Source organism: Stenotrophomonas sp. GL_111 (genome assembly GCF_057835245.1).
In genome coordinates, this window is sequence record NZ_CM174421.1 from 1,528,226 (window position 1) to 1,549,809 (window position 21,584).

19 protein-coding genes are annotated in these 21,584 nt (G+C 67.1%); 7 read left to right on the forward strand and 12 right to left on the reverse strand.

The features are described 5' to 3' along the window. Nucleotides 1-12: 12 nt before the first annotated feature. The 6 genes from pstS (AC3IPM_RS06915) to AC3IPM_RS06940 form a co-directional block, all read right to left on the reverse strand. Nucleotides 13-1,104, reverse strand: coding sequence for a phosphate ABC transporter substrate-binding protein PstS (pstS, locus tag AC3IPM_RS06915; RefSeq protein WP_489303225.1), 1,092 nt, complete (start codon nucleotides 1,102-1,104; stop codon nucleotides 13-15). A 395-nt stretch (nucleotides 1,105-1,499) separates the two neighbouring features. Further along, entirely contained in the window at nucleotides 1,500-2,519 is a 1,020-nt protein-coding gene (gene pstS / locus AC3IPM_RS06920) for a phosphate ABC transporter substrate-binding protein PstS (protein WP_489303226.1), read from the reverse strand. Between the two features lie 192 nt (nucleotides 2,520-2,711). Then, nucleotides 2,712-3,923: an OprO/OprP family phosphate-selective porin gene (locus AC3IPM_RS06925; protein WP_489303227.1), complete on the reverse strand. Its 1,212-nt coding sequence runs from the start codon at nucleotides 3,921-3,923 to the stop codon at nucleotides 2,712-2,714. Between the two features lie 182 nt (nucleotides 3,924-4,105). Continuing rightward, entirely contained in the window at nucleotides 4,106-4,780 is a 675-nt protein-coding gene (gene nth, locus AC3IPM_RS06930; protein WP_489303228.1) for an endonuclease III, read from the reverse strand. Continuing rightward, nucleotides 4,780-5,139, reverse strand: a complete 360-nt coding sequence (locus tag AC3IPM_RS06935) for a hypothetical protein (protein ID WP_489303229.1) — start codon at nucleotides 5,137-5,139, stop codon at nucleotides 4,780-4,782. The genes nth and AC3IPM_RS06935 overlap by 1 nt, the downstream gene beginning before the upstream one ends. A 3-nt stretch (nucleotides 5,140-5,142) precedes the next feature. Further along, nucleotides 5,143-5,925, reverse strand: a complete 783-nt coding sequence (locus AC3IPM_RS06940; RefSeq protein WP_489304029.1) for an enoyl-CoA hydratase/isomerase family protein — start codon at nucleotides 5,923-5,925, stop codon at nucleotides 5,143-5,145. 183 nt (nucleotides 5,926-6,108) lie between these two features. Here AC3IPM_RS06940 and AC3IPM_RS06945 point away from each other — a divergent pair, with 183 nt between their 5' ends. The 3 genes from AC3IPM_RS06945 to AC3IPM_RS06955 all read left to right on the forward strand — a co-directional run bounded on the left by AC3IPM_RS06945 (nucleotide 6,109) and on the right by AC3IPM_RS06955 (nucleotide 8,649). Next, the gene (locus AC3IPM_RS06945) at nucleotides 6,109-6,810 is read left to right on the forward strand and encodes an FKBP-type peptidyl-prolyl cis-trans isomerase (RefSeq protein WP_489303230.1); all 702 of its coding nucleotides are present in this window, start codon (nucleotides 6,109-6,111) and stop codon (nucleotides 6,808-6,810) included. 133 nt (nucleotides 6,811-6,943) lie between these two features. Continuing rightward, complete coding sequence (locus AC3IPM_RS06950; RefSeq protein WP_489303231.1) at nucleotides 6,944-7,747, forward strand: CoA pyrophosphatase; 804 nt, start codon at nucleotides 6,944-6,946, stop codon at nucleotides 7,745-7,747. Next, complete coding sequence (locus tag AC3IPM_RS06955) at nucleotides 7,744-8,649, forward strand: sulfurtransferase (RefSeq protein WP_489303232.1); 906 nt, start codon at nucleotides 7,744-7,746, stop codon at nucleotides 8,647-8,649. The genes AC3IPM_RS06950 and AC3IPM_RS06955 overlap by 4 nt, the downstream gene beginning before the upstream one ends. A gap of 27 nt (nucleotides 8,650-8,676) precedes the next feature. On the opposite strand, the gene AC3IPM_RS06960 is transcribed toward AC3IPM_RS06955, so the two are convergent. After that, a complete protein-coding gene (locus AC3IPM_RS06960; RefSeq protein ID WP_489303233.1) occupies nucleotides 8,677-9,243 on the reverse strand; it encodes an N-acetylmuramoyl-L-alanine amidase in 567 nt (188 codons plus the stop codon). Nucleotides 9,244-9,300: 57 nt separating this feature from the next. On the opposite strand from AC3IPM_RS06960, the gene AC3IPM_RS06965 reads away from it, so the two are divergent. Beyond that, nucleotides 9,301-9,828, forward strand: a complete 528-nt coding sequence (locus tag AC3IPM_RS06965; protein WP_489303234.1) for a hypothetical protein — start codon at nucleotides 9,301-9,303, stop codon at nucleotides 9,826-9,828. Between the two features lie 174 nt (nucleotides 9,829-10,002). Then, a complete protein-coding gene (rlmKL, locus tag AC3IPM_RS06970) occupies nucleotides 10,003-12,147 on the forward strand; it encodes a bifunctional 23S rRNA (guanine(2069)-N(7))-methyltransferase RlmK/23S rRNA (guanine(2445)-N(2))-methyltransferase RlmL (RefSeq protein ID WP_489303235.1) in 2,145 nt (714 codons plus the stop codon). Between the two features lie 188 nt (nucleotides 12,148-12,335). Here the strand turns inward: rlmKL and AC3IPM_RS06975 are convergent, their stop codons facing one another. The 4 genes from AC3IPM_RS06975 to AC3IPM_RS06990 all read right to left on the reverse strand — a co-directional run bounded on the left by AC3IPM_RS06975 (nucleotide 12,336) and on the right by AC3IPM_RS06990 (nucleotide 16,996). Then, a complete protein-coding gene (locus tag AC3IPM_RS06975; protein WP_489303236.1) occupies nucleotides 12,336-12,665 on the reverse strand; it encodes a DUF3325 domain-containing protein in 330 nt (109 codons plus the stop codon). After that, nucleotides 12,662-14,323 carry a PepSY-associated TM helix domain-containing protein gene (locus AC3IPM_RS06980; RefSeq protein WP_489303237.1) on the reverse strand — a complete coding sequence of 554 codons (1,662 nt, stop codon included), beginning with the start codon at nucleotides 14,321-14,323 and terminating at the stop codon, nucleotides 12,662-12,664. Before AC3IPM_RS06980 ends, AC3IPM_RS06975 begins: the two co-directional genes overlap by 4 nt. Beyond that, a complete protein-coding gene (locus AC3IPM_RS06985) occupies nucleotides 14,320-14,643 on the reverse strand; it encodes a DUF3649 domain-containing protein (protein WP_489303238.1) in 324 nt (107 codons plus the stop codon). Before AC3IPM_RS06985 ends, AC3IPM_RS06980 begins: the two co-directional genes overlap by 4 nt. Before the next feature lie 118 nt (nucleotides 14,644-14,761). Beyond that, the gene (locus AC3IPM_RS06990) at nucleotides 14,762-16,996 is read right to left on the reverse strand and encodes a TonB-dependent siderophore receptor (protein ID WP_489303239.1); all 2,235 of its coding nucleotides are present in this window, start codon (nucleotides 16,994-16,996) and stop codon (nucleotides 14,762-14,764) included. 453 nt (nucleotides 16,997-17,449) lie between these two features. Between AC3IPM_RS06990 and AC3IPM_RS06995 the strand changes: the two genes are divergently transcribed. Continuing rightward, entirely contained in the window at nucleotides 17,450-19,786 is a 2,337-nt protein-coding gene (locus AC3IPM_RS06995) for a TonB-dependent receptor plug domain-containing protein (RefSeq protein WP_489304031.1), read from the forward strand. Further along, entirely contained in the window at nucleotides 19,786-21,078 is a 1,293-nt protein-coding gene (locus AC3IPM_RS07000; RefSeq protein ID WP_489303240.1) for an aminotransferase class V-fold PLP-dependent enzyme, read from the forward strand. The genes AC3IPM_RS06995 and AC3IPM_RS07000 overlap by 1 nt, the downstream gene beginning before the upstream one ends. A gap of 11 nt (nucleotides 21,079-21,089) precedes the next feature. On the opposite strand, the gene AC3IPM_RS07005 is transcribed toward AC3IPM_RS07000, so the two are convergent. After that, nucleotides 21,090-21,488: a DUF4124 domain-containing protein gene (locus tag AC3IPM_RS07005; RefSeq protein ID WP_489303241.1), complete on the reverse strand. Its 399-nt coding sequence runs from the start codon at nucleotides 21,486-21,488 to the stop codon at nucleotides 21,090-21,092. Nucleotides 21,489-21,584: the final 96 nt, after the last annotated feature.

A 21,584-nucleotide genomic window follows, 5' to 3' on the forward strand; every position in this document is an offset into this window, starting at 1 on the left:
CCGCCGGAACGCTTACTTGAACTCGCTGGCCCAGTAGCCTTCGATCTGGGTGACCAGTTCGGCCGGCAGCGGCACGTAGTGCAGTTCGTTGGCCTGCTTCTGGCCGTTCTCGAAGGCCCACTTGAAGAACGCAAGGGTGTCCTTGCTGCGCTGGGCATCCTTGGGCTGCTTGTGCATCAGCATGAAGTTGGTGGCGGTGATCGGCCACGCCTGGTCGCCCGGGGCGTTGGTGATGACCAGGTTGAAGTCCTTGGCGCTGGCCCAGTCGGCGCTGGCCGCGGCGGCGGCGAAGGTTTCAGCGCTCGGCTGCACCCAGTTGCCGGCGGCGTTCTGCATGGCCGCATACGGCATGCCGTTCTGCAGCGCGTAGGCCAGTTCGACGTAGCCGATCGAGCCCTTGATCTGCTTCACGTACGAGGCCACGCCTTCATTGCCCTTGCCACCCACGCCGTCCGGCCACTGCACCGACGTACCTTCGCCGACCTTGGCCTTCCAGTCCGGGCTGACCTTGGACAGGTAGTTGGAGAAGTTGAAGGTGGTGCCCGAGCCGTCCGAACGGTGGACCAGGGTGATCTTGCCGTCAGGCAGCTTGACGCCCGGGTTGGCCGCGGCGATCGCCGGGTCGTTCCAGGTCTTGACCTTGCCCAGGAAGATATCGGCCAGCAGCGCGCCGCTCAGGCGCAGCTTGCCGGTTTCCAGGCCTTCGATGTTGACCACCGGGACCACGCCGCCGATGGCCGACGGGAACTGGCCCAAGCCGGCCTGCGCCAACTCTTCGCTGGACAGCGGCTTGTCGGAGGAACCGAAGTCCACGGTACCGGCCTTGATCTGGGCGATGCCGCCGCCCGAACCGATCGACTGGTAGTTGATCTTGGCGCCGGTGGCGGTGTTGTAGTCGGCCGACCACTTGGACACCAGCGGGAAGATGAAGGAGGCGCCGGCGCCGGAGATCTCGGCGGTGAGCCTGTCACCGGCCGCCGGGGCAGCGGCGGGGGCGTCGGCGGCCGGTGCGGCAGCCTGGCCTTCGGCGCCTGGCTTGCAGGCGGAAAGACCCAGCGCGATGGCCAGGGAAAGGGCGGTCAAGCCAGCCGTATGCAGTTTCATGGATCACTCCGTAGCGGGAAGGGGGCCGGTCTTGCCGGCCGACGCTGCTATGAAATGATGTTTTTGTTACAGCCTGATGACGGCGTGACAGGGCGCACATGAAAGCCTTGCGTGGCGGGGCCTGTGGCGTTCAGCCGGGCAGTGGCCGGGGGGCTTCACGGTGCATCTCCGCCCTGGCCAGCGCGGTCCTGGTCGGTCGGGCGCGGGGGCCCCAACCGCCATGCGCAAACTGCTGTTGCCCTTGGAGAGAGACCCCTCCAATAGAAGAAGAACCAATAAAAAGGCGCGGATCTTTCGATCCGCGCCGGGCGGCGGCAAGGGGAGAGAGGACCTGCCGACGCCATTGCACTGTCCGGTTGGCAGCAACCGGTGGGTCACCCCGTGGGGGTGGCCCCTCAATACTTCAGGTTCTGGGTCCAGTAGGTCTCGATCTGCTTGACCAGGGCATCCGGCAGCGGCACGTAGTCCAGCTGCTTGGCCTGCGCATCGCCGCTCTTGTACACCCAGCGGAAGAACTCCTGGGTGGCTTTGGCGTTGGCGACGTTCTTGGGCTGCTTGCGCACCAGGATGAAGTTGGTGGCGGTGATCGGCCACGCTTCGGCGCCCGGGGCGTTGGTCATGACCAGGTAGAAGTCCTTGGCACTGGCCCAGTCGGCGCTGGCGGCAGCGGCGGCGAAGGACGCATCGGACGGCTGCACGATCTTGCCGGACGCGTTCTTCATCGCGGCGTAGGACATCTTGTTCTGCAGCGCGTAGGACAGCTCGACGTAGCCGATGCCACCCTTGATCTGCTTCACGTAGGCGGCAACGCCTTCATTGCCCTTGCCACCGATACCGACCGGCCACTGGACCGAAGTGCCTTCACCGACCTTGCTCTTCCACTCCGGATTGACCTTGGACAGGTAGTTGACGAAGTTGAAGGTGGTGCCCGAACCGTCCGAGCGGTGCACGACGGTGATCTTGCCATCGGACAGCTTCACGCCCGGGTTCAGCGCGGCAATCGCCGGGTCGTTCCAGGTCTTGATCTTGCCCAGGAAGATGTTGGCCAGGGTCGGGCCATCCAGCTTCAGCGCGCCCGGGGCGATGCCGGCCACGTTGATCACCGGCACCACGCCGCCGATCACCGACGGGAACTGGGCCAGGCCGGCCGCAGCCAGCTCTTCCGGCTTCAGCGGGGCATCGGACGAGCCGAAATCAACCGTGGCCGCCTTGATCTGGGCAATGCCGCCGCCCGAACCGATCGACTGGTAGTTCACCTTCTTGCCGGTGGCGGTGCTGTAGTCGGCCGACCACTTGGACATGACCGGGTAGATGAACGAGGCGCCCGCGCCGGTCACATCGGCGGCATTGGCGGCGAACACGGACGACGCGGCGAGGACGGCAACGGCGGCGCGCGACTTGAAGGCGTGGATCACGGGGTGGCTCCTGGGATGGATGAAGGTGCGGGGTTTCCCGCCCGGTGCTCATTCCATAACGGTTCGATGACAGTGCAGCGTCTGTCATATGACGCGACCGTGACACGTGTCATTGGCGGTGGACACGAAACGAAAAGGGCGCAGCCCAAGCTGCGCCCTTCCGGTCACACGATTACGTGATTGCCGCAGGTCTTACCAGAAGAACTGCATGCGGGCTTCCAGGATGTTCGGGTCGTCGTTGACGAACGTACGCGCGGTCGAGTTGTACTTCTTGCTGCTGACCATCACGTAGTTCAGCGCCAGCTTCACGTTGGAACGCCAGTACCAGTTCGCACCGACCGTCCACACGTCCATCTTGCCGCCGAGCACGCCATCGACGATCGGCGGACGCCCGGCCACCGGATTCGCATTGACGTTGCCGTCATTGAGATCCATGTGGTCGTAACGCGCGCCCAGCTGCCACATGCCACTGGCCGGCTCGTCCGGCAGGCCGGTGGACGGCACGCCGCCCTTGTAGCCCCAGCTCTCGCCGGTGATGTTCCACAGGCCGCTGACGTAGTAGCCATCGCTGGTGTAGTTGTCGTGCGAGTAACGCTTGGCCTTGCTGGTGTAGTACTCGGCCTGGGCCTTGAACGGACCGCCGATGTACATCGCTTCCGCACCAAGGGTGCTCACGCGATCGGTATCGACCATGTTGCCGCTGTCGACCAGGCGCGCGGTGGCGAGGTCGGCATTCGGACGGGCGCGCACGCGCAGGGTGTCCGCATCGGTGTCGTAGTCGACGTAGCTCAGGCCGAAATGCAGCACCTGGCCTTTCTCATTGATCGGCGCCCAGGTACCACGCGCGCCGTAGCCGCTGCCGTGGGCCAGGTTGCGGGTCAGCTCGCGGCCGAAGGCGCTGGCGGTGACCGACCAGTTGGCATCGCCGATGCTGTACGCGCCGCCCAGACGACGGGCCACCGCGTAGGTGTTGGTGACCGCGGCCTTGGAAATGAAGTCGTTGTTCTTGGTGCTGGACAGTTCTTCCAGGCTGTTGGGCTGCTTGAACTGGCCGAACTGCACGAAGTGGTTGGCGTTGCCGGCCAGCTTGTACTTCAGGTTGGTGTCCAGGAACTTGTCGGCCTTGGCGTCGTAGCCGACCACCCACTCGATGTTGCCCGGGCCCTTGCCCTTGAGCACCAGCTCGGCGCGACGCAGCTCGAACTCGCTGTTCTTGCCGTTGCCGGCGTCGCCGCCATTGAGGTCGGTGATGTCGTTGTCGTACCAGTTGCCGTCGGCCTGGACCAGGCCTTCGAAGGTGATCTCCGAACCGCCGATCACGTCGATGGCCACTTCAGCGTGGGCGGCGGGCACAAACAGCGCAGCCGCAACGGCCGCAGTAAGAAGTTGGCGATGCAGTTTCATGGAGAGTCAGCCTTGCAGGCAGGTGGGAAGTTGCTGCGCAGGCTAATTAGTGAAGATTGCGTAAATATGACAGTTTCGGACAAACCGACGGCCGCCCCGGGGCCCGTCGTTGCAGGGGCTGCCATTGATGCCTTGGCCAGATGACTGGCGGATTGCGTCCAGATGGCAGTCGCCGCCCGTGTTCAGGCGGCGGTTTTCTGCTTGAAGCGGCACAGGTCGCGGATCACGCATTGCGGGCAGTCCGGCTTGCGCGCCTTGCACACATAGCGCCCGTGCAGGATCAGCCAGTGGTGCGCATCGAGCATGAACTCGGCCGGGATCACCTTCACCAGCAGGTCCTCGACCGCGCGCACGTCCTTGCCCGGGGCCAACCCGGTGCGGTTGGAGACACGGAAGATGTGCGTGTCCACCGCCATCACCGGCTCGCCGAAGGCGGTGTTGAGCACCACGTTGGCAGTCTTGCGGCCGACCCCCGGCAGTGCTTCCAGCGCGGCACGCTCGCGCGGCACTTCGCCGCCGTGCTGTTCGACCAGCATCGCGCATGCGGCAATCACGTTCTTCGCTTTGGCGTTGTAGAGGCCGATCGTGGCGATGTACTTCTTCAGCCCCTCCTCGCCAAGCGCCAGGATTGCCTGCGGCGTGTTGGCGACCGGGAACAATTTGCGGGTGGCCTTGTTGACCCCGACATCGGTGGCCTGCGCCGACAACGTCACCGCCACCAGCAGTTCAAACGGCGAGCTGTATTCCAGTTCGGTCTTGGGGTGCGGGTTGAGTTCGCGCAGGCGGGTGAACATCTCGATCACATCGGCCTTGGGCATGCGCGCGCTGCGCGATGGGGCCTTGAGTACAGCCGCCATCACGAGAGGTTCCCGGCTGCTTTGGCCTTGGCCCGGGCCAGGATGGCGGCCGCAGCGGGAGGCAATGCCGGCTTCTGTGCGGGGCTTGGTGCAGGCGCGCGGCGCGCCTCGCGTTCGGCGGCACGGCGGGCCAGCCGCAGTGCGCGTTGTTGATGACGCACGCGCGCCTGCCAGGCCACCTGCAGCTGCTGCTGCGCCTGCTGCAGGCGCTCGGGCAGTTCCGGGTGCGCGGGCAGCAGCTGTGCATCGCCGGCGGCGGGCTGGTAGTCCATCAGCCCGGCGGCCAGTGCGGCGTCGAGATTGTCGTCAAGCACCAGCTGCAACAGGCGGGCGGGCAGGGCGGGATCGGAATGCGGCATGGTTCAGCGGTTCTGGAAGACCGGCGGACGACGCGCCAGGAAGGCCGAGGTGCCTTCGCGCATGTCCTCGGTGGCGAACATCAGGCCGAACTGTGCGCTTTCATATTCCAGGCCTTCGCCCAGCGCGCATTCGCCGCCGATGTGGATCGCATCGAGGATGCCGCGCAGCGCCAGCGGCGCGGCGTGGGCCAATTGCGACGCCAGCGCGGCCACACGTGCGTCCAGTGCATCGCTGGCCACCACTTCATTGACGATGCCCAACTGCAACGCACGCGCGGCGGTGATCGGGGCGCCGAGCAGGCACAGCTCCAGCGCTGCGGCGCGGCCGCACAGACGCAGCAGTCGTTGGCTGCCGCCGAAGCCGGGAATCAGACCGAGATTGATCTCCGGCTGGCCGACCTTGGCCGTTTCCGCGGCGACACGCAGGTGGCAGGCCATGGCCAGTTCCAGCCCGCCGCCCAGCGCAAAACCGTTGATCCGGGCGATCACCGGCTTGGGCATGCGTTCGATGCGGCGCATCAATTGCTGGCCGATCAGGGAGAAATCACGACCCTGAACCGGGCTCAGTCCGTTCATTTCAGCGATGTCGGCACCGGCCACGAAGGCCTTCGGGCCGGCCCCGGTCAGTACCACCACACGGATCTGCGGGGCTTCGGCAGCGGCGGCGAAAGCCGCGTCCAGGGCCTGCAGGGTCTCGCGGTTGAGCGCGTTGAGCTTGTCCGGGCGGTTGACCGTCACGGTGCGCACGGCGCCGTCGTCGCCAATTTCGAGGGGGGCCAGGGGGATCGGGGCGTCGGCCACGGCGGGGCTCCTGAAAAACGTTAAAAAAAAGTGATGTTGAACTCTTGAAACGAAGTCAGGTCAGAGGCTGCGTCGTTAGTGGCGGTTCAACGTTGCGACGGCTATCCTAACCCGTCGCCTCAGGGCGGCCCAACGCGTCCTGAGTTACCACCCCTGGAGAAACGTTTGATGAAGTTGCGTTCTATCGCGGTCGCCGTCGCGGCCCTGGCCCTGACGGGCAATGCCTTCGCCCAGGACACTTCGTCCGAAAAGGGCAAGCTGAGCTATTACTTCGGTTACGACTACGGCAACAACCTGGCTGAGCTGACCGCGCGCGGTGAACAGCTGGACATCAACTCGGTGGTCAAGGGCCTGCAGGATGCCTACGCCAAGAAGCAGCCGTCGATCACCGCCGAACAGTTGAAGCCGGCTGTCGAAGCCTTCCAGAAGCGCGAGCAGGGTCGTGCGCAGGCCGCCAAGGCCGAGTACGACAAGGCCGCTGCCGACAACAAGACCAAGAGCACCCAGTTCCTGGCTGCCAACAAGGCCAAGGCCGGCGTGCAGACGCTGCCGAGCGGCGTGCAGTACCGCGTGGTTGAAGCCGGCAAGGGCGCCAAGCCCACCCAGGCCAGCACCGTGCAGCTGGAAGTCGCTGGCCCGTACCCGTACGGCACCCGTCCGGCCGAAGCCCGCCCGCCGCAGCAGATTCCGGCGATGAAGGTGAGCGAAGTCGAGATGAAGGCCATGCGCGAAGCGCTGCTGCTGATGCCGGCCGGTTCGAAGTGGGAAGTCACCCTGCCGCCGGAACAGGCCTACGGTGCCGACCCGCGTACCCCGTTCCCGCCGAACGTCGCCGTGCAGTTTGAAATCAAGCTGATCAGCGTCAAGTAACACGACACACAGAAGTAAACGACGCGCCGGTGTCATCACCGGCGCGTTTTTTGTTTCCGCGATCCACGCGGTGGGCGATGCACGCACGCGCGCAAACCACCGGTATTCGCGCTACTGTTGCCCGGTGCCCTCCATGGAAACTCCCGCGCATGCACTGCCCACTCCCTGCATCGGCATCTGTGCGCTGGATCGCGCCGGGCTGTGCACCGGGTGCCTGCGCAACATGGATGAAATCAGCCGCTGGCGAACCATGAGCCGACACGAACACCATCACCTCATGCAGCATGCGTTGCCCCTGCGCGAACAACTGCGGCAATCGCTGCGCGGTTCGCTGGCCGAACACGAGCGCCTGCTGCGCGCGCTGCATCCGCTGGACCAGCCCCCGTCGGGGGATGGCTGGAACCGCAGCGAACTGATTGACCTGTTGCCGCCCGGTCCTCCGGTGGAAGCGGCGGTGCTGGCCGGCATCGTGCCGCGCGCCGATGGTGCGCAGGTGATCCTGACCCGGCGCACCGAGACATTGCGCCAGCATGGTGGCCAGGTCGGGTTTCCCGGTGGGCGCACCGAGCCGGACGACCGCGATGCGGTGGCCGCCGCGCTGCGCGAGAGCCAGGAAGAGATCGCGCTGGGCGCGGACCAGGTCCAGGTGCTGGGCTATCTGGACCCCTTCGTGACCATCACCGGCTATCGGGTGATGCCCGTGGTGGCGGTGATCGATCCGCGTTTCGTGGCGGTGCCCGAACCGGCCGAAGTGGCCGAGGTCTTCGAGGTGCCGCTGGCCTACCTGATGGAGCCGGGCAACCTGCACCAGGTCGAGATCAACCATCGTGGCCGGATCCGCCATGTGCTCGAGTACACCTGGCCGGGCCAGCGCATCTGGGGCGCTACCGCTGCCATCCTCTACAACCTGCGTCGCCGCCTGGAGCAGACCGAATGAGCGCTTCGTCTTCCGACTGGTCCACCCTGGTGGATGTGCAGCAACTGGCCACCGCGCTGGCGCAGGGTGAGGCGCGGGTGCTGGATGCACGCGCCACCGCCAGCACGGCGTTGCGTGTGCTGGATGCACGCTTTGCGCTGGCCGATCCACATTCCGGTGCCCAGGCGTATGCGCAGGGCCATATCCCCGGCGCGGTGCATGCCGATCTCAACCGCGACCTGGCCGACCTGGACAAGCCTGGCCAGGGCCGCCACCCCGTGCCGGAAAGCGACACCTTCGCCGCTCGGTTGGGCACGTGGGGGATTGGCCCGGACACCCAGGTGGTGGTGCATGACGCGGCCGATGGCAGCATGGCCGCCGCGCGCCTGTGGTGGCTGTTGCGCCTGATCGGGCACACTCGCGTGGCGGTGCTCGATGGGGGGCTGGCCGCGTGGCAGGCCGCCGGCCTGCCGCTCAGCACCGAGCTGCCGCAGGTGACCGCCTTGCCGCCATACCCCGGCCGCTTCGACCTCCGCCAGATCGCCTCGGCCGAAGAAGTCGCCGCCCGCCTCAAGCATTCCCCGGGCTGGTTGCTGGACGCGCGCGCGGGCGAGCGTTTCCGTGGCGAAGTCGAGCCGCTGGATCCGGTCGCCGGGCACGTGCCGGGTGCGGTCAGCCGGCCGTTCGCGCTCAACCTGCATGAGGGCCGGCTGCGTCCGGCGGCCGATCTGCGCGCGGCCCTGCAGCCGTTGATCGGCACCCACGATCCGGCGCAGGTGGTGGTGATGTGTGGCTCGGGAGTAACAGCCTGCCATCTGCTGCTGGCGATGGAAGTGGCCGGTCTCTCCGGCGCGCGGGTCTATGCCGATTCGTGGAGCGGCTGGGTCAGCGATGCCACCCGCCCGGTCGCCACCGGGCCGTAAACCGGGGCGCTGGCCGACGTCCTTCGCCTACTTCAACGGCTGCAGCGCCGTGGCCGCCAGCACGCGCGGCCACGGAAACAACGGGCCGGGATCGCGTTTGCGCGGCACCCGCCGCTCCGGATCATCGCTGGCCACTTCCTCGCGGGTATCCAGCCACTCGTGGCCGGCGATATGGCGCAGCGCCGGCAGCTGTGTGCACAGGTGCTGCAGCAGATCGATCAGGGCGGCAATCTGCAGGTCCGGGTAGACCTCGTCCATGGCCTGGTGGCGCGAATCCAGCCAGTGCGGATAGCGCCCACGGTTGACCAGTTCAATGCCGATCGAGCGCGGGTTGTAGCCGGTCACGTGGTGGGCCACGCGGTCGTCGCCCACGTACTGCACGATGCGGCCATCGCGGTCGATGTAGTAGTGCCCGCTGTTGCCGCTGCCGCTGTCGTACAGCACGCGTTCGCCATACGTGCGTGCCATCGCCAGGTCGGGCAGTTCGGTGCAGTGGATGACCACCAGATCGATCTGGTCGAGCCCGCGCGGCAGCAGCCGGTCCACGTAGGGCAGGGGCTCTGGAGCGATCGGGGGCGGCGCGCGATGGGGCATGCGGCGATGCTAGCATTCCGTCATGAACGCTCCTATCCATTCCCGCGCGGTGCCTGCATGAGCCGCGGCCACTGCATTCTTTCCCACGGTTTTGAAAGCGGCCCGGACGCCACCAAGGTGACCGCGCTGGCCGAGGTGGCCCAGCGCCTGGGCTGGACCCACGAGCGTCCGGACTACACCGACCTGGACGCGATGCGCCAGGTCAGCAGCGTCGGCGACGTGCCGGCCCGCCTGCAGCGCCTGCTTGGCCTGGCCAAGGCTGCGGCGGAACGTGGTCCGGTGGTGCTGGCCGGGTTGAGCCTGGGCGCCTACATCTCGGCGATCGCCTCGCTGCAGGTACCCACTGCGGGTCTGTTCCTGCTGGTGCCGCCGACGAAGATGGGCCCGATGCCGGCGCTGGAGGCGGCCAAGGTGCCGATCAGCGTGGTGCACGCCTGGCACGACGAGCTGATTCCGCCGGCCGAGGTGATCGGCTGGGCCCAGGCGCGCGCGGCGCGGCTGCTGCTGGTCGATGACGGGCACCGCCTGAACAACCACGTGGAGGCTTCGGCGCGGGCGTTCGAGGAACTGCTGCTGTCGCTTTGAGGGTGATTTGCAGGGCGCCGGCCAGCGGCCGGCACTACCAGGGGCGCTCGGCTGCGGGGCGCCGGTCAGGGCGATTCCGGCCCGGTCACGTACAATGCCGGTCCCGACGTCCGCGTCGGGCTGCCTGCCGTGCCCGCTGGCACCCTCTTTCCGCTGACCTGCGATACCGATCCCGTGAAATTCTTTGTTTCCTGCGCCAAGGGCCTGGAGTACCTGCTCGCCGATGAACTGCTGGCGCTCGGCCTGGACAAGGCCACCGCCACCATTTCCGGCGTCAACGCCGAAGGCGAGCTGCCGCAGGCGCTGCAGGTCGTGCTGTGGTCGCGCCTGGCCAGCCGCGTGCTGTGGCCGCTGACCGAGTTCGACTGCCCGGACGAAGGCTCGCTGTACCAGGGCGTGTCGGCGATGGCGTGGGAACGGCACATCAGCCCGGAGCTGACCCTGTCGGTGGACGCGCATGTGTCGGGCACCGAGATCACCCACGCGCGCTTCGCCGCGCAGCGGGTCAAGGACGGCGTGGTCGACAGCCTGCGCTCGAAGGGGCTGGAACGGCCGTCGGTGAACACCGAGTTCCCGGACGTGCGCATCAACCTGTCGCTGCGCAAGGGCCGTGCCACCATCTCCATCGACCTGGGCGGTGGCCCGATGCACCGCCGCGGTTGGCGCATGGCGCAGAACGAAGCGCCGCTGAAGGAAAACCTGGCGGCCGCCGTGCTGCTGCGCGCCAACTGGCCGAAGATCCACGCCGAAGGCGGTGGTCTGCTCGACCCGATGTGCGGCAGCGGCACGCTGCTGATCGAAGGCGCGCTGATGGCCGCCGACGTCGCCCCCGGCCTGCAGCGCCACGGCAGCATTCCGCCGAGCCGCTGGCTGGGCTTTGACCGCGAGGCCTGGAATGGCCTGATGGATGACGCGCGTGCGCGCGAAATCGCCGGGCGCGCCGCGCTCAAGCAGGTCATCCACGGCAGCGACATCGACCCGCATGCGATCCGCGCGGCCAAGGACAACGCCGAAACCGCCGGGGTGTCCGAGGCAATCTGGTTCGGCGTGCGTGACGTGGCCGAGGTGCAGGTGCCGCCGCAGGAAACCGGCTGTGTGGTCTGCAACCCGCCCTACGACGAGCGCCTGGCCGCCGACGCGGTGCTGTACCGTCGCCTCGGCGATGCGCTCAAGCGCGCGGTGCCGCAGTGGCGCGCCAGCCTGCTGTGCGGCAATGCCGAGTTGGCTTTCGCCACCGGTCTGCGCGCCGGCAAGAAATACCAGTTGTTCAACGGCGCGATCGAATGCGCGCTGATCGTCTGCGATCCGATCGCGGTGCCGCAGCGTGAGAACGCCGGCCAGCCGCGCGAGTTGAGCGAAGGCGCGCAGATGGTGGCCAACCGCCTGCGCAAGAACATCAAGAAATTCAAGAACTGGCGCAGCCGCGAAGGCATCAGCTGCTACCGCGTCTACGATGCCGACCTGCCGGAATACGCAGCGGCCATCGACGTCTATGAAGAGGACGGCGGCGCGCGCCGCACCTTCCTGCATGTGCAGGAATATGCCGCGCCGGCCACCATTCCCGACGTGGACGTGCGCCGCCGCCGCAACGAATTGTTGTCGGCCGCGCGCGAGGTATTCCAGGTGCCGGCCGAACAGGTCGCGCTGAAGTCGCGCGAGCGCGGCAAGGGTGGCAGCAAGTACGGCCGCTTCGAACAGCGCGGCGAGTTCGTGCTGGTCCGCGAGAACGATGCGCTGCTGCGCGTGAACCTGTTCGATTACCTGGACACCGGCCTGTTCCTGGACCATCGTCCGCTGCGCTGGCACATGGCCCAGGAAGCGATCGGCAAGCGGTTCCTCAACCTGTTCTGCTACACCGGCGTGGCCACGGTGCAGGCGGCGGTGGCCGGCGCGGCCACCACCACCAGCGTGGACCTGTCCGGCACCTACCTGCAGTGGTGTGCCGACAACCTGGCCTTGAACGGCAAGGGCGGCAGCCAGCACCAGTTGATCCAGGCCGATGCGCTGGCCTGGCTGGAAGCCGAACGTCACCGTTTCGACGTGATCTTCTGCGATCCGCCGACGTTCTCCAACTCCGCGCGCGCCGATGATTTCGACGTGCAGCGTGAACACGTGCGCCTGCTGCGTGCAGCGGTGGCGCGTTTGAGCCCGGAAGGCGTGCTGTACTTCTCGAACAATTTCCGTCGTTTCAAGCTGGACGAAGAAGCGATCAAGGAATTCGCCGAGTGCAAGGAAATCTCCGCCGACACCATCGGCGACGATTTCGAGCGCAACCCGCGCATCCATCGCGCCTGGGAACTGCGCCGCTACGGCGCCTGAGCCCGACAGGTAGAGCCACGCCATGCGTGGCTACGCCGCAATGATCGAAACCGACCCGCAGGTTTCGTGATGCCCGAAGGTAGAGCCACGCCATGCGTGGCTAAGCAGCAACGATCGAAGCCAACCCGCAGGGTTGATGACGCCGGAACAGAGGGCAGCCACGCATGGCGTGGTTCCACCCGTCGCGCTCAGAGCAGCGCGGCTGCCAACCCCACCACCGGCAACGCCCACGCCAGCGGCGCGATCCAACGTGGCCGGAACGGATACAGGCCAAAGGCGATCAGCATGCCGCTGATGGTCAGTGCGCCCAACCACAGCACCGGGCCGATTGCCCAGCCGTGATCCCATACGCACACCGCGAACGACACCGTCAGCAGCGCCCAGCCCAGCACCTGCCACCGCCGGCGGCGTGGGGGCGCGGCGGCGGCCTTGCCGTGAAGGTCGAGCTGGTGCTTTTCCATCGCCAGCGACAACGCGGTGAACGCGGAAAAGCTCAACGTGATCGCCAGCAGCATCATGCGCTGACCTCCGCGTCGGCGTCGGCCTTGGCCGCAGCCGCAGCAGCAGCCGCCGCCGCAGCAGCCACCTGCCGCTTCTTCTTCTCCGCCGCACTCAAGGCCGGCTGCCAGCGCTGCATGCGCAGCCCGCAATAGGCCAGCATCGCGCCGAAGGCGATCATCATCAGATCGAACCCGGCCAGCACCCAGTCGCCATTGAATAGCGTCACGCCGAGGTGGGCATGGGTGGTCAGCGCATTGACCACCGGGATCAGCGCGAACATCGCCGCGCCCAGGTACAACTGCCAGGCCCACATCAGGCGCTTGGGCCACAGGAAGGCCGCCAGCAGCGCCGCACCCCAGGCGTAGAAGAACACGTTGGCCTCGGCGGTGGCACGCTCGGCCATCTGCAGCGGCAGCAGGCGGTTGCCCCAGAAGTAGGCGGCGAACGCGATCGGCAGGCCGGCCACCGCGCCGATGTTGAGCGCGTCGACCAGGCGCAGGCCGAAGCCGATCTTGCCGGATTTGGCATGCTTGGGCCGTTCCTTCACCGCCCACAGCACCACGCCGCTGGCCACCATCAGGCAACCGATCAGGCCGGACAGGAAGAACAGCGCACGCAGGCCCCAGTCGGCGAAGCGGGCCAGGTGCAGGCCGTACATCACCCCGCGGGTCTGGGTGGCGCCGCCGGATGCCGGGCTGGCCTCGATCAGCGCACCGCTGACCGCGTTGTAGCGCAGCGAGGGGGTATCCACCGACAGGCGCTTGCCGTCGCGCTGCTGGATGTCGATCACCGCATTGGCTGCGCCGGGGTGGTACAGGGTAAAGCCGCCGACGTCGGCGCCTTTCCACTCGGCACGGGCGCTGTCCAGCAGCTGCTGGATCGGCTGTGCGGCGGCGCGACCCTCGGCCGGCGTCTCGATGTCGGCCAGGCGCGCGAAGGCTTCGCTGAAGAAGGCGTCCTCATCCTTGGGATAGGCCACATTCACGCCCCACGGCAGGTACATGAACATCAGGGTCACGATGCCGGTGTAGGTGATCATCGCGTGGTAGGGCAGGGCCATCACCGCGCTGACGTTGTGGAAATCCAGCCAGGAACGCAGGCCTTTGTCTTTGCGGAAGGTGAAGAAGTCCTTGAAGATCTTCTTGTGGGTGATCACCCCGGTGATGATCGCCACCAGCATGAACATCGCGCAGAAGCCCACCAGGTAGCGCGCCCACAGCACCGGGATGTAGTGCAGGTCGAAGTGCAGGCGGTAGAAGAAGTCACCGCCACGGGTTTCGCGCGCGGCCACTTCCTGCCCGCTGTTGGGGTCCACCGTGGCATCGCCGAAGCGGCCACCGCCGCGGCGGCTGCGCTTCTCGCCTTCGGCCGGCGGCTTCACCATCGATTCGGGGTTGCGCCAGAACATGCGCATGGCCGGATTGCGTGCGTCAGGCAGGCTGACGTTCCAACTTTCGGCCTGTGGTGCCTTGTGCTGCAGGAACTGGATCGCACGCTCGGCGGCGACGTCGGCGCTGACCGTGCTGCGCGGCAGCTCCGGACGCATCCAGCGGCTGATTTCCTCGCGGTAGTAGCTGGCCGTGCCGGCCATGAAGATCAGCAGCAGCAGCCAGCCCACCAACAACCCGGTCCAGGTGTGCAGCCACGCCATCGATTGGCGGAATCCGTTCTTCATGCGCTGGCCCTCAGCAGTTCGGTGCCCAACCACAACAACGCGGTGGGAATCAGGATGCCGACCCAGGCGCGCAGCGCGGTGCGCGTGGCGAAGGCCCACAGCGCCGCGCACGCACACAGCACGATGGCCACCAGCATGCCGGTCAGCACCGCCTGGCCACGCGCGATCGGCAGGGCGACGGCGAAGAACATCGAACACGTCGCGGCCAGCGCGTAGCCGCCCAGGATCGCGGCCAGCGAGCGTGACAACACGCCCAGCCAGGGGCGGGTGAAGAAACTACCGATGCGGGTAAACCAGCTGGCGTCAGGCGTGCTGTCCACGGGAACCTACGATGTCGAGTCGAACAACGGACATCACCGGCCAGGGCCGGTGATGGATGAAAGAGTGGCCGTCCGTGGCCGTGTCATCGCACGTGGCGATGGTTCCCTTGGAGAGCGGTTACAGCTTCCAGCGCAGGTTCAACCGCACATTGCGCGGCTCACCCCAGTACACGCCGTCGTAGAAACCCACGTTGCTGTAGTACTTCTTGTCGAGCAGGTTGTTGATATTGAGCTGGGCCGAGAAATTCTCGTTGAACTGGTAGCCGGCGAAGGCACTGACCAGGAAGAACGACTCCTGGGTGATGGCCGACTTGTAGGTCTTGCGGCTGGTGGCGTAGTCGGCCGCCGGGCGGTTGGACAGGCGCCAGATCTCGCTCTGCCAGGTCACGCCGCCACCCAGGCTGAGCTTGCTCCAGGCACCGCTGGGTCGCCAGCTGGTGTTGAGCCGGAAGGTATCCACCGGGGTGGTGGTGTTCTGGCGCACGCCCTGCTGGTTGCGGATGGTGGTGTGGGTATAGCCGGCCGACAGGTTCCAGCTTTCGCTGATGCTGCCCTGCGCTTCCAGCTCCCAGCCCTTGACCTTGTTGCCCTTGCCGGTGGAGCGGTAGGCGGTGCTGCCATCGGGCAGCGAGCCTTCCGGCACCGAGTCATCGACCTCGGCCACGTTGTCCTTCAGGCCCTTGAAGATCGCCGCGGAGGCGTTCAGGCGGCCGCCGAAGAACTCGCCCTTGACGCCGGCTTCCCACATGTCGCCCACCACCGGCTCGAGGTAGGTGTTGTTGCGGTCGCGGTAGTTCTGCGGCTGGAAGATGTCGGTGTAGCTGGCATACACGCTGAAATCGCGGGCGAAATCGTAGATCAACCCGGCGTAGGGGGTCAGCGAATCATCCGGCTTGTAGCCGCCCCGGGTGGCGCCGGTCAGGGTGCCGTTGGCGTCGTGGGTGTAGGTCCAGGAACGGGTTTCCCAGTTGCCGTAGCGGGCGCCGAGCACGGCCAGCAGCGGGTCGGCCAGCTGCAGGCGCGCGGCCACGTAGGCGGCACGCTGCTTCAGCTCGTCTTCGGACTGCAGCCAGCTGTAGCGGGTGACATCCAGCGGTGCGACATCGCCGGTCCAGTGCCGCCAGTCCGGCACGTTGTCATAACCCGGCGCGTAGTCCACGCCCGACGAATCCGGCACTTCGCCCTTGCGCACGGACTGGCCGACACCCACCACCAGCTCGTGCTCGCGGCCGAACAGGCGGAACGGGCCACCGGCATTGAAATCGAACACCTGCATGTCGGCACGCTCGCCGAAAGCGCCGATGTAGGCGATTACGCCGCTGCCGTCCGGGCGCGGGTAACCGGAGGCGCCGTACCAGACGTTGCCTTCGGTCTCGCGCTTGGAGCGGGTGAAGCTGCCCTTGAGTGCCCAGCCGTTGCCCAGTTGCTGTTCCAGGCGCGCGAAGGCGGTTTTTTCCACGATCGGCCAGCTGCTCCACTTGGCCGACAGGTTGGTCGAGCGCGGCAGGTTGGCCGGCTGGCCATCCACGCCCCAGTACGGCAGCACGCCCCAGGTGACGCCCTTGGTTTCCGGCGACTGGTATTCGTAACCGGCTTCGAGCAGGGTGCTGTCGGTCAGGTCGGCCTGCACGATGGCGTAGAACACGTCCTTGTCCAGGCGGTACACGTCACGGAAGGAATCGCTCTGCTGCTTGGCCGCCACCACGCGCGCGCGCACACGGCCGTCCAGTGCGATCGGGCCACCCAGGTCCATCTCCAGGCGCTGGTTGCCCCAGCGGCCGAGGGTCAGATTGGCGCTCATCGCCACTTCATCGGTCGGGCGCTTGCGCACCATGTTGATGGTGCCCGAGGGATCACCTGCACCGGTGGTCAGGCCGGTGGCACCGCGTACCACTTCGATGCGGTCGTAGATCACGCTGTCGGTGTTGGTCTTGATGTAGCCACCGAAGGTGTTGAGCATCCCATCGACCTGGAAATTGGTGATGTTGTAGCCGCGCGAAACGTAGTTGATGCGCTCGCTGTCGGTAACTGCCACGTGCACGCCGGTGACCTGGCCCATCACATCGGACAGCGCGAACAGGCCCATGTCATCCAGACGCTGGCGGGTAACCACCGTGACCGACTGCGGGGTGTGGCGCAGCGACAGGTCCAGCTTGGTCGCGGTGCGCGCCTGCTTGACCGTATAGGACGTGGGAACATCGCCGTCGGCGGTGACCTTGACCGTGTCCAGCGTGGTGGCATCGTCCGCCGGGGCATCGGCCAGGGCCAGCGGCACATGGCCGGCGAGGGCGGCCACCAGCGCGAGGGCGAGCAGGGAAGGTCGGGACAGCGGCGACAACGAACGGGCGATCATGGCAGGCAGGGTTCCAGGGTGGTCAAGCGGCAACACGCATTCCATTGCGGGCCGCGACCGAAGCGCGATGCCCTGTCGGCAGCCGTGCTGCCGGATGGATTCCGCGCAGGGCAAAGCCGCCATCGGCAGCACGCACGGCACGGAAGCGAAAATCAGAGGGTGTACACGGGGCAGGGCCGGAGCGCGGTGCGCAGCTCGTTGACCCGGTAGGCTAGGCGTACAGCCGATGAGCGAATGATAGTCATTATCATTTCGTTAGGCAAGTGTGATGACGGGCGCGCGGACGCGTCATCCGGGGTGCGCGGGAATGTCACTGACGGGACATGTGCCCTGCACAGAATGCTCACGCGTTTTGAGCGTTGTGCTCGGCGCAATCCCCTTCTGTCGTTCCCGGAGTTGCACGTGAAGCGCAGTGCGTTGGCGGTTGCCGTTGTGTCCGTTGTTTCCCTGGTCATGGTCGCCGAAGGGCGCGCCGAGACCGCCCCGGCAGGGAATGCCGCGGCCCCCGCCACCCTGGACACGATGATCGTCACCGGCACGCGCGGCAGCAACCGCACGCAGTTCGACACGCTGGCGCCGGTGGATGTGTTCTCACAGGAAGACATCCAGGCGATCGAGTCGTCCGATCTCAATGACGTGCTGGCACAGCTGGTGCCTTCCTTTGTGGTGCAGCGCATGCCGATGAACGATGGCCTGGTGTTCGTGCGCCCGGCCACGCTGCGCGGGCTGTCGCCGGACCAGACCCTGGTGCTGGTCAACGGCCGTCGCTTCCATCGCTCGGCGCTGCTGGGCGCGCGTGGTGCGCAGGGCCCGGACCTGGCGCAGATTCCGGTGCACGCGATCCAGCGCATCGAAGTGCTGCGCGATGGTGCCTCGGCGCAGTACGGCTCGGACGCCATCGCCGGTGTGATCAACATCATCCTCGACGACCGCGTCGGCGGCGAACTGTCGCTGGGCCTGTCCGAGTACAGCGAAGGCGACGGCCGTGGCCGCAAGATCGGTGGTCGCCATGGCTTCGCGCTCGGCGACAAGGGCAGTCTGTCGTTGTTTGCCGACTGGGACAAATCCGATGCCACCTCGCGCAGCCGCCAGCGCGCCGATGCCATCGCCTTCCAGAAGGCGCATCCGGATCTGGTCGTGCCCGATCCGGTGCAGCGCTGGGGCCAGCCGGACCTGGAGAACCGCCACGCGGGCTTCAACCTCAACCTGGCCTTGAACGACAGCATCGACCTATACGGCTTCGGCCTGTATGGGCACAGCGAAGGCCTCAGCGATTTCAACTGGCGCAACCCCGATGGCACCGCCTCGGTCTACAACCCCAGCCGCGTATTCCCCGGCTGGAACGCGCGCAGCCTGTACCCGACCGGGTTCAGCCCCAAGTACGGCAACGAACAGGACGACCTGCAGGGCGTTCTTGGCCTGCGCGGCTACTGGGGCGAGCGCTGGCGCTGGGATGTGAGCGGTTCGTACGGGCGCAATGAGATCGACTACACGCTGGGCAACTCGATCAATGCCTCGCTCGGCCCGGCCAGCCCGACCGCGTTCTACCTCGGCCGGTTGTCGCAGGTGGAAAAGAACCTCAATGCCGACGTGGTGTATTCGCTGCCGGTGAGCGCGTTGACTGCGCCGATCAACATCGCCTTCGGTGCCGAGACGCGCGAGGAAACCTACGGCGTGGATGCCGGCGACCCGGCGTCCTATGCGATCGGGCCGGGCGCGGTCACCGGCCTGGCCGGCGGCGCCAACGGCGCACCGGGGTTCAGTGCGGCCAACGCCGGGCGTTGGAGCCAGCGCAGCCGCGCGGCCTACATCGACGTCGAAGCGCCGCTGACCGCGCGCTGGACACTGGGCGCGGCCGCGCGCTACGAGCACTTCTCCGCGTTCGGCGAAAGCATCGACGGCAAGCTGTCCACGCGCTTCGAGTTCACCCCGGACCTGGCCCTGCGCGGCTCGGTGTCCACCGGCTTCCGCGCGCCCACGCCGGGCCAGCTGTATACCCAGAGCACCCAGCAGGGCCTGGATACGGTGACGTTGCAGGTGTTCACCACCGGGCGCCTGTCGCCGAGCGATCCGCTGGCGATCCAGCTCGGCGCGCAGCCGTTGAAGCCCGAGCAATCGCGCACCGCTTCGCTGGGCCTGACCTGGAAGACGGGCCTGGGCTTCTCCGGCTCGGTGGACCTGTATGACATCAAGGTCACCGACCGCTTCAGCCAGTCGGCCTCGTTCGCGGTGCCGGCCGGCGTGCCCAATCCGCTGGCCTACACCTCGGTGAGCTTCTACACCAACGACTTCGACACCACCACGCGCGGTATCGACGTGGTCGGCAGCCACACCACCGCACTGGGCAGCGGCACGCTGAGCACCACCCTGGGCTACAACTACAACCAGACCCGCGTTGATGGCGGCCGCACCGGCGTGGCCACCAATGACAGCCAGCGGCGCATCTTCGAAGAGCGCCTGCCCGAGCACAAGGCCACCCTGAGCAGCACCTACGCACTGGGCCGCTGGAGTCTGCTCGGCAAGCTGCGATACTACGGCGCATGGACCGATTCCTCGGGCAATGCCACTGGCGACATCTTCCAGCGCTTCGGTGCGATGACCTTCTTCGACCTGGCGGTCAGCCTGCGCGTCACCGAGCAGCAGACCCTGCGGATCGGCGCGGACAACCTGTTCAACCGCTATCCCGACGAGGCCAATTTCCAGGCCAGCCGCGGCCTGATCTATTCGCGCAATGCGCCGTATGACACCGACGGCCGCAATGTTTACGCCGAATACCGGATCCGCTACTGATGGACCGGCAACGACGCCATCTGCTGCGCGGCGCGCTGGCCTTGCCGCTGGCCAGTGCGGCGATGGGCACCACGATGGCCGCTGACATGCCTGCACTGCCGCCGATCGCTGGGCGCACCCCGGCGCAGTTGGCCGGCGATGAGGCCTGGTGGGGCCAGGTGCGCGCGCTGTACGACCTCACCGATGACGTGGTGATGCTCGACAACGGCTACTGGGGCGCGATGGCGCGCCCGGTGCTGCAGGCCTACCAGCAGGCCACTGCCACGGTGAATGCCGGCAATGCCTGGTTCGGCCGGCTGGCCTTCCCGCCGCTGTTCGAACACGCACGCGTGCAATTGGCGCAGGCGCTGGGCGTGGACACCGACGAAATCGCGCTGACCCGCGGCGCGACGGAGGCGATGCAGGCGCTGATCGGGGGCTTCCACCGGCTCGCCCCCGGCGACACCGTGCTGTACGCCGATACCGACTACGACAGCATGATCATGGCGATGCAGTGGTTGCAGCAGCGCCGCGGCGTGCAGGTGCAGCGGATCGCGTTGCCCGAGCCGTTCGACCACGACGGCATCATCGAGGCGTATCGGCAGGCGCTGGCACGCTACCCGCGCACGCGCCTGCTGCTGCTCACCCAGGTCAACCACCGCAACGGCATGCGGCTGCCGGTGGCGCAGATCGCCGCGTTGGCACGCGCGGCGGGTGCCGAGGTGATTCTGGATGCGGCGCACGGCATCGGCCAGGTCGATACCCCGCTGCGCGAGCTGGGCGTGGATTTCGTGGGCATCAACCTGCACAAATGGATCGGTGCCCCGGTCGGCGTGGGCGCGATCTACGTGCGCCGCGGTCGCGTGCGTGATCTCGACCCGTACATGGGCGAGGCCGACCACGACGACATCCGCACCCGCATCCATACCGGCACGGTCAACTTCGCCGCGTACATGGCGCTGCCGGTTGCGCTGGACCTGCACCAGCAGATCGGCGTGGCCAACAAGCGCGCGCGCCTGCTGCGGCTGCGCAACCAATGGCTCGATGCCCTGCGCGACGACGAACGGATCCAGCTGCTGGCCGCGCCCGACCCACGGCTCTCCAGTGCCATCGCCAGCTTCCGGCTGCGTGGGCAGACCACGATGGCCGCCAACACCGCCACCGCCCAACGCATGGTCAAGCAGTCCGGCGTATTCGTGGTGCCGCGCGAAGGGCTGGCCTCCGGCGCCTGCCTGCGCGCCACGCCCGGCATCTTCAGCACACCGGCGCAGATGGACGCGCTGGTGGCGGCGGTGCGTGGGGTGGCGGGGTAGGGGCCACGGCCTCACCGCTTCGCGCAGGCCTTCTTGATCGAGTCGTCGATATGCGCGGGCGCCTTGCGGCCGAAGGTCTCGCCGATGTCGCGGCGCAGGCGCAGTTCTTCGCACTGTTCCGGGTCGACCGAGCCGTCGATCACCGAGCCGCGCACCGGCGGTTGGCCGCGGCCGGCATCGGCCTGCATGCGCCGGCGGGCCTGGTACAGGTCGCGCTGGGCGCGGCTGCGTTCCTCCCAGCTCAGCTTGGGGTCCTTGGTGATCGGCCGGGTCACGCCGGTGTCCTGCTCGGGTGGGCAGGGCACGGTCTGGTAGATGGTCTGGCCAGCGGCGGCACATTTGTAGACGCGCCCGGCATGGGCGTTGCAGGCCAGCGCACACAGCGCCAGCGTCAGAATGATCCTTCGCACGATTCCCCCTGTGGGCCGTTCCAGCCCGGAATGCGCGGCAGAATACGCGAACCACATCGCAAAAACAGCCGGTCAAACTGTCAAGTTGCCGCGCCG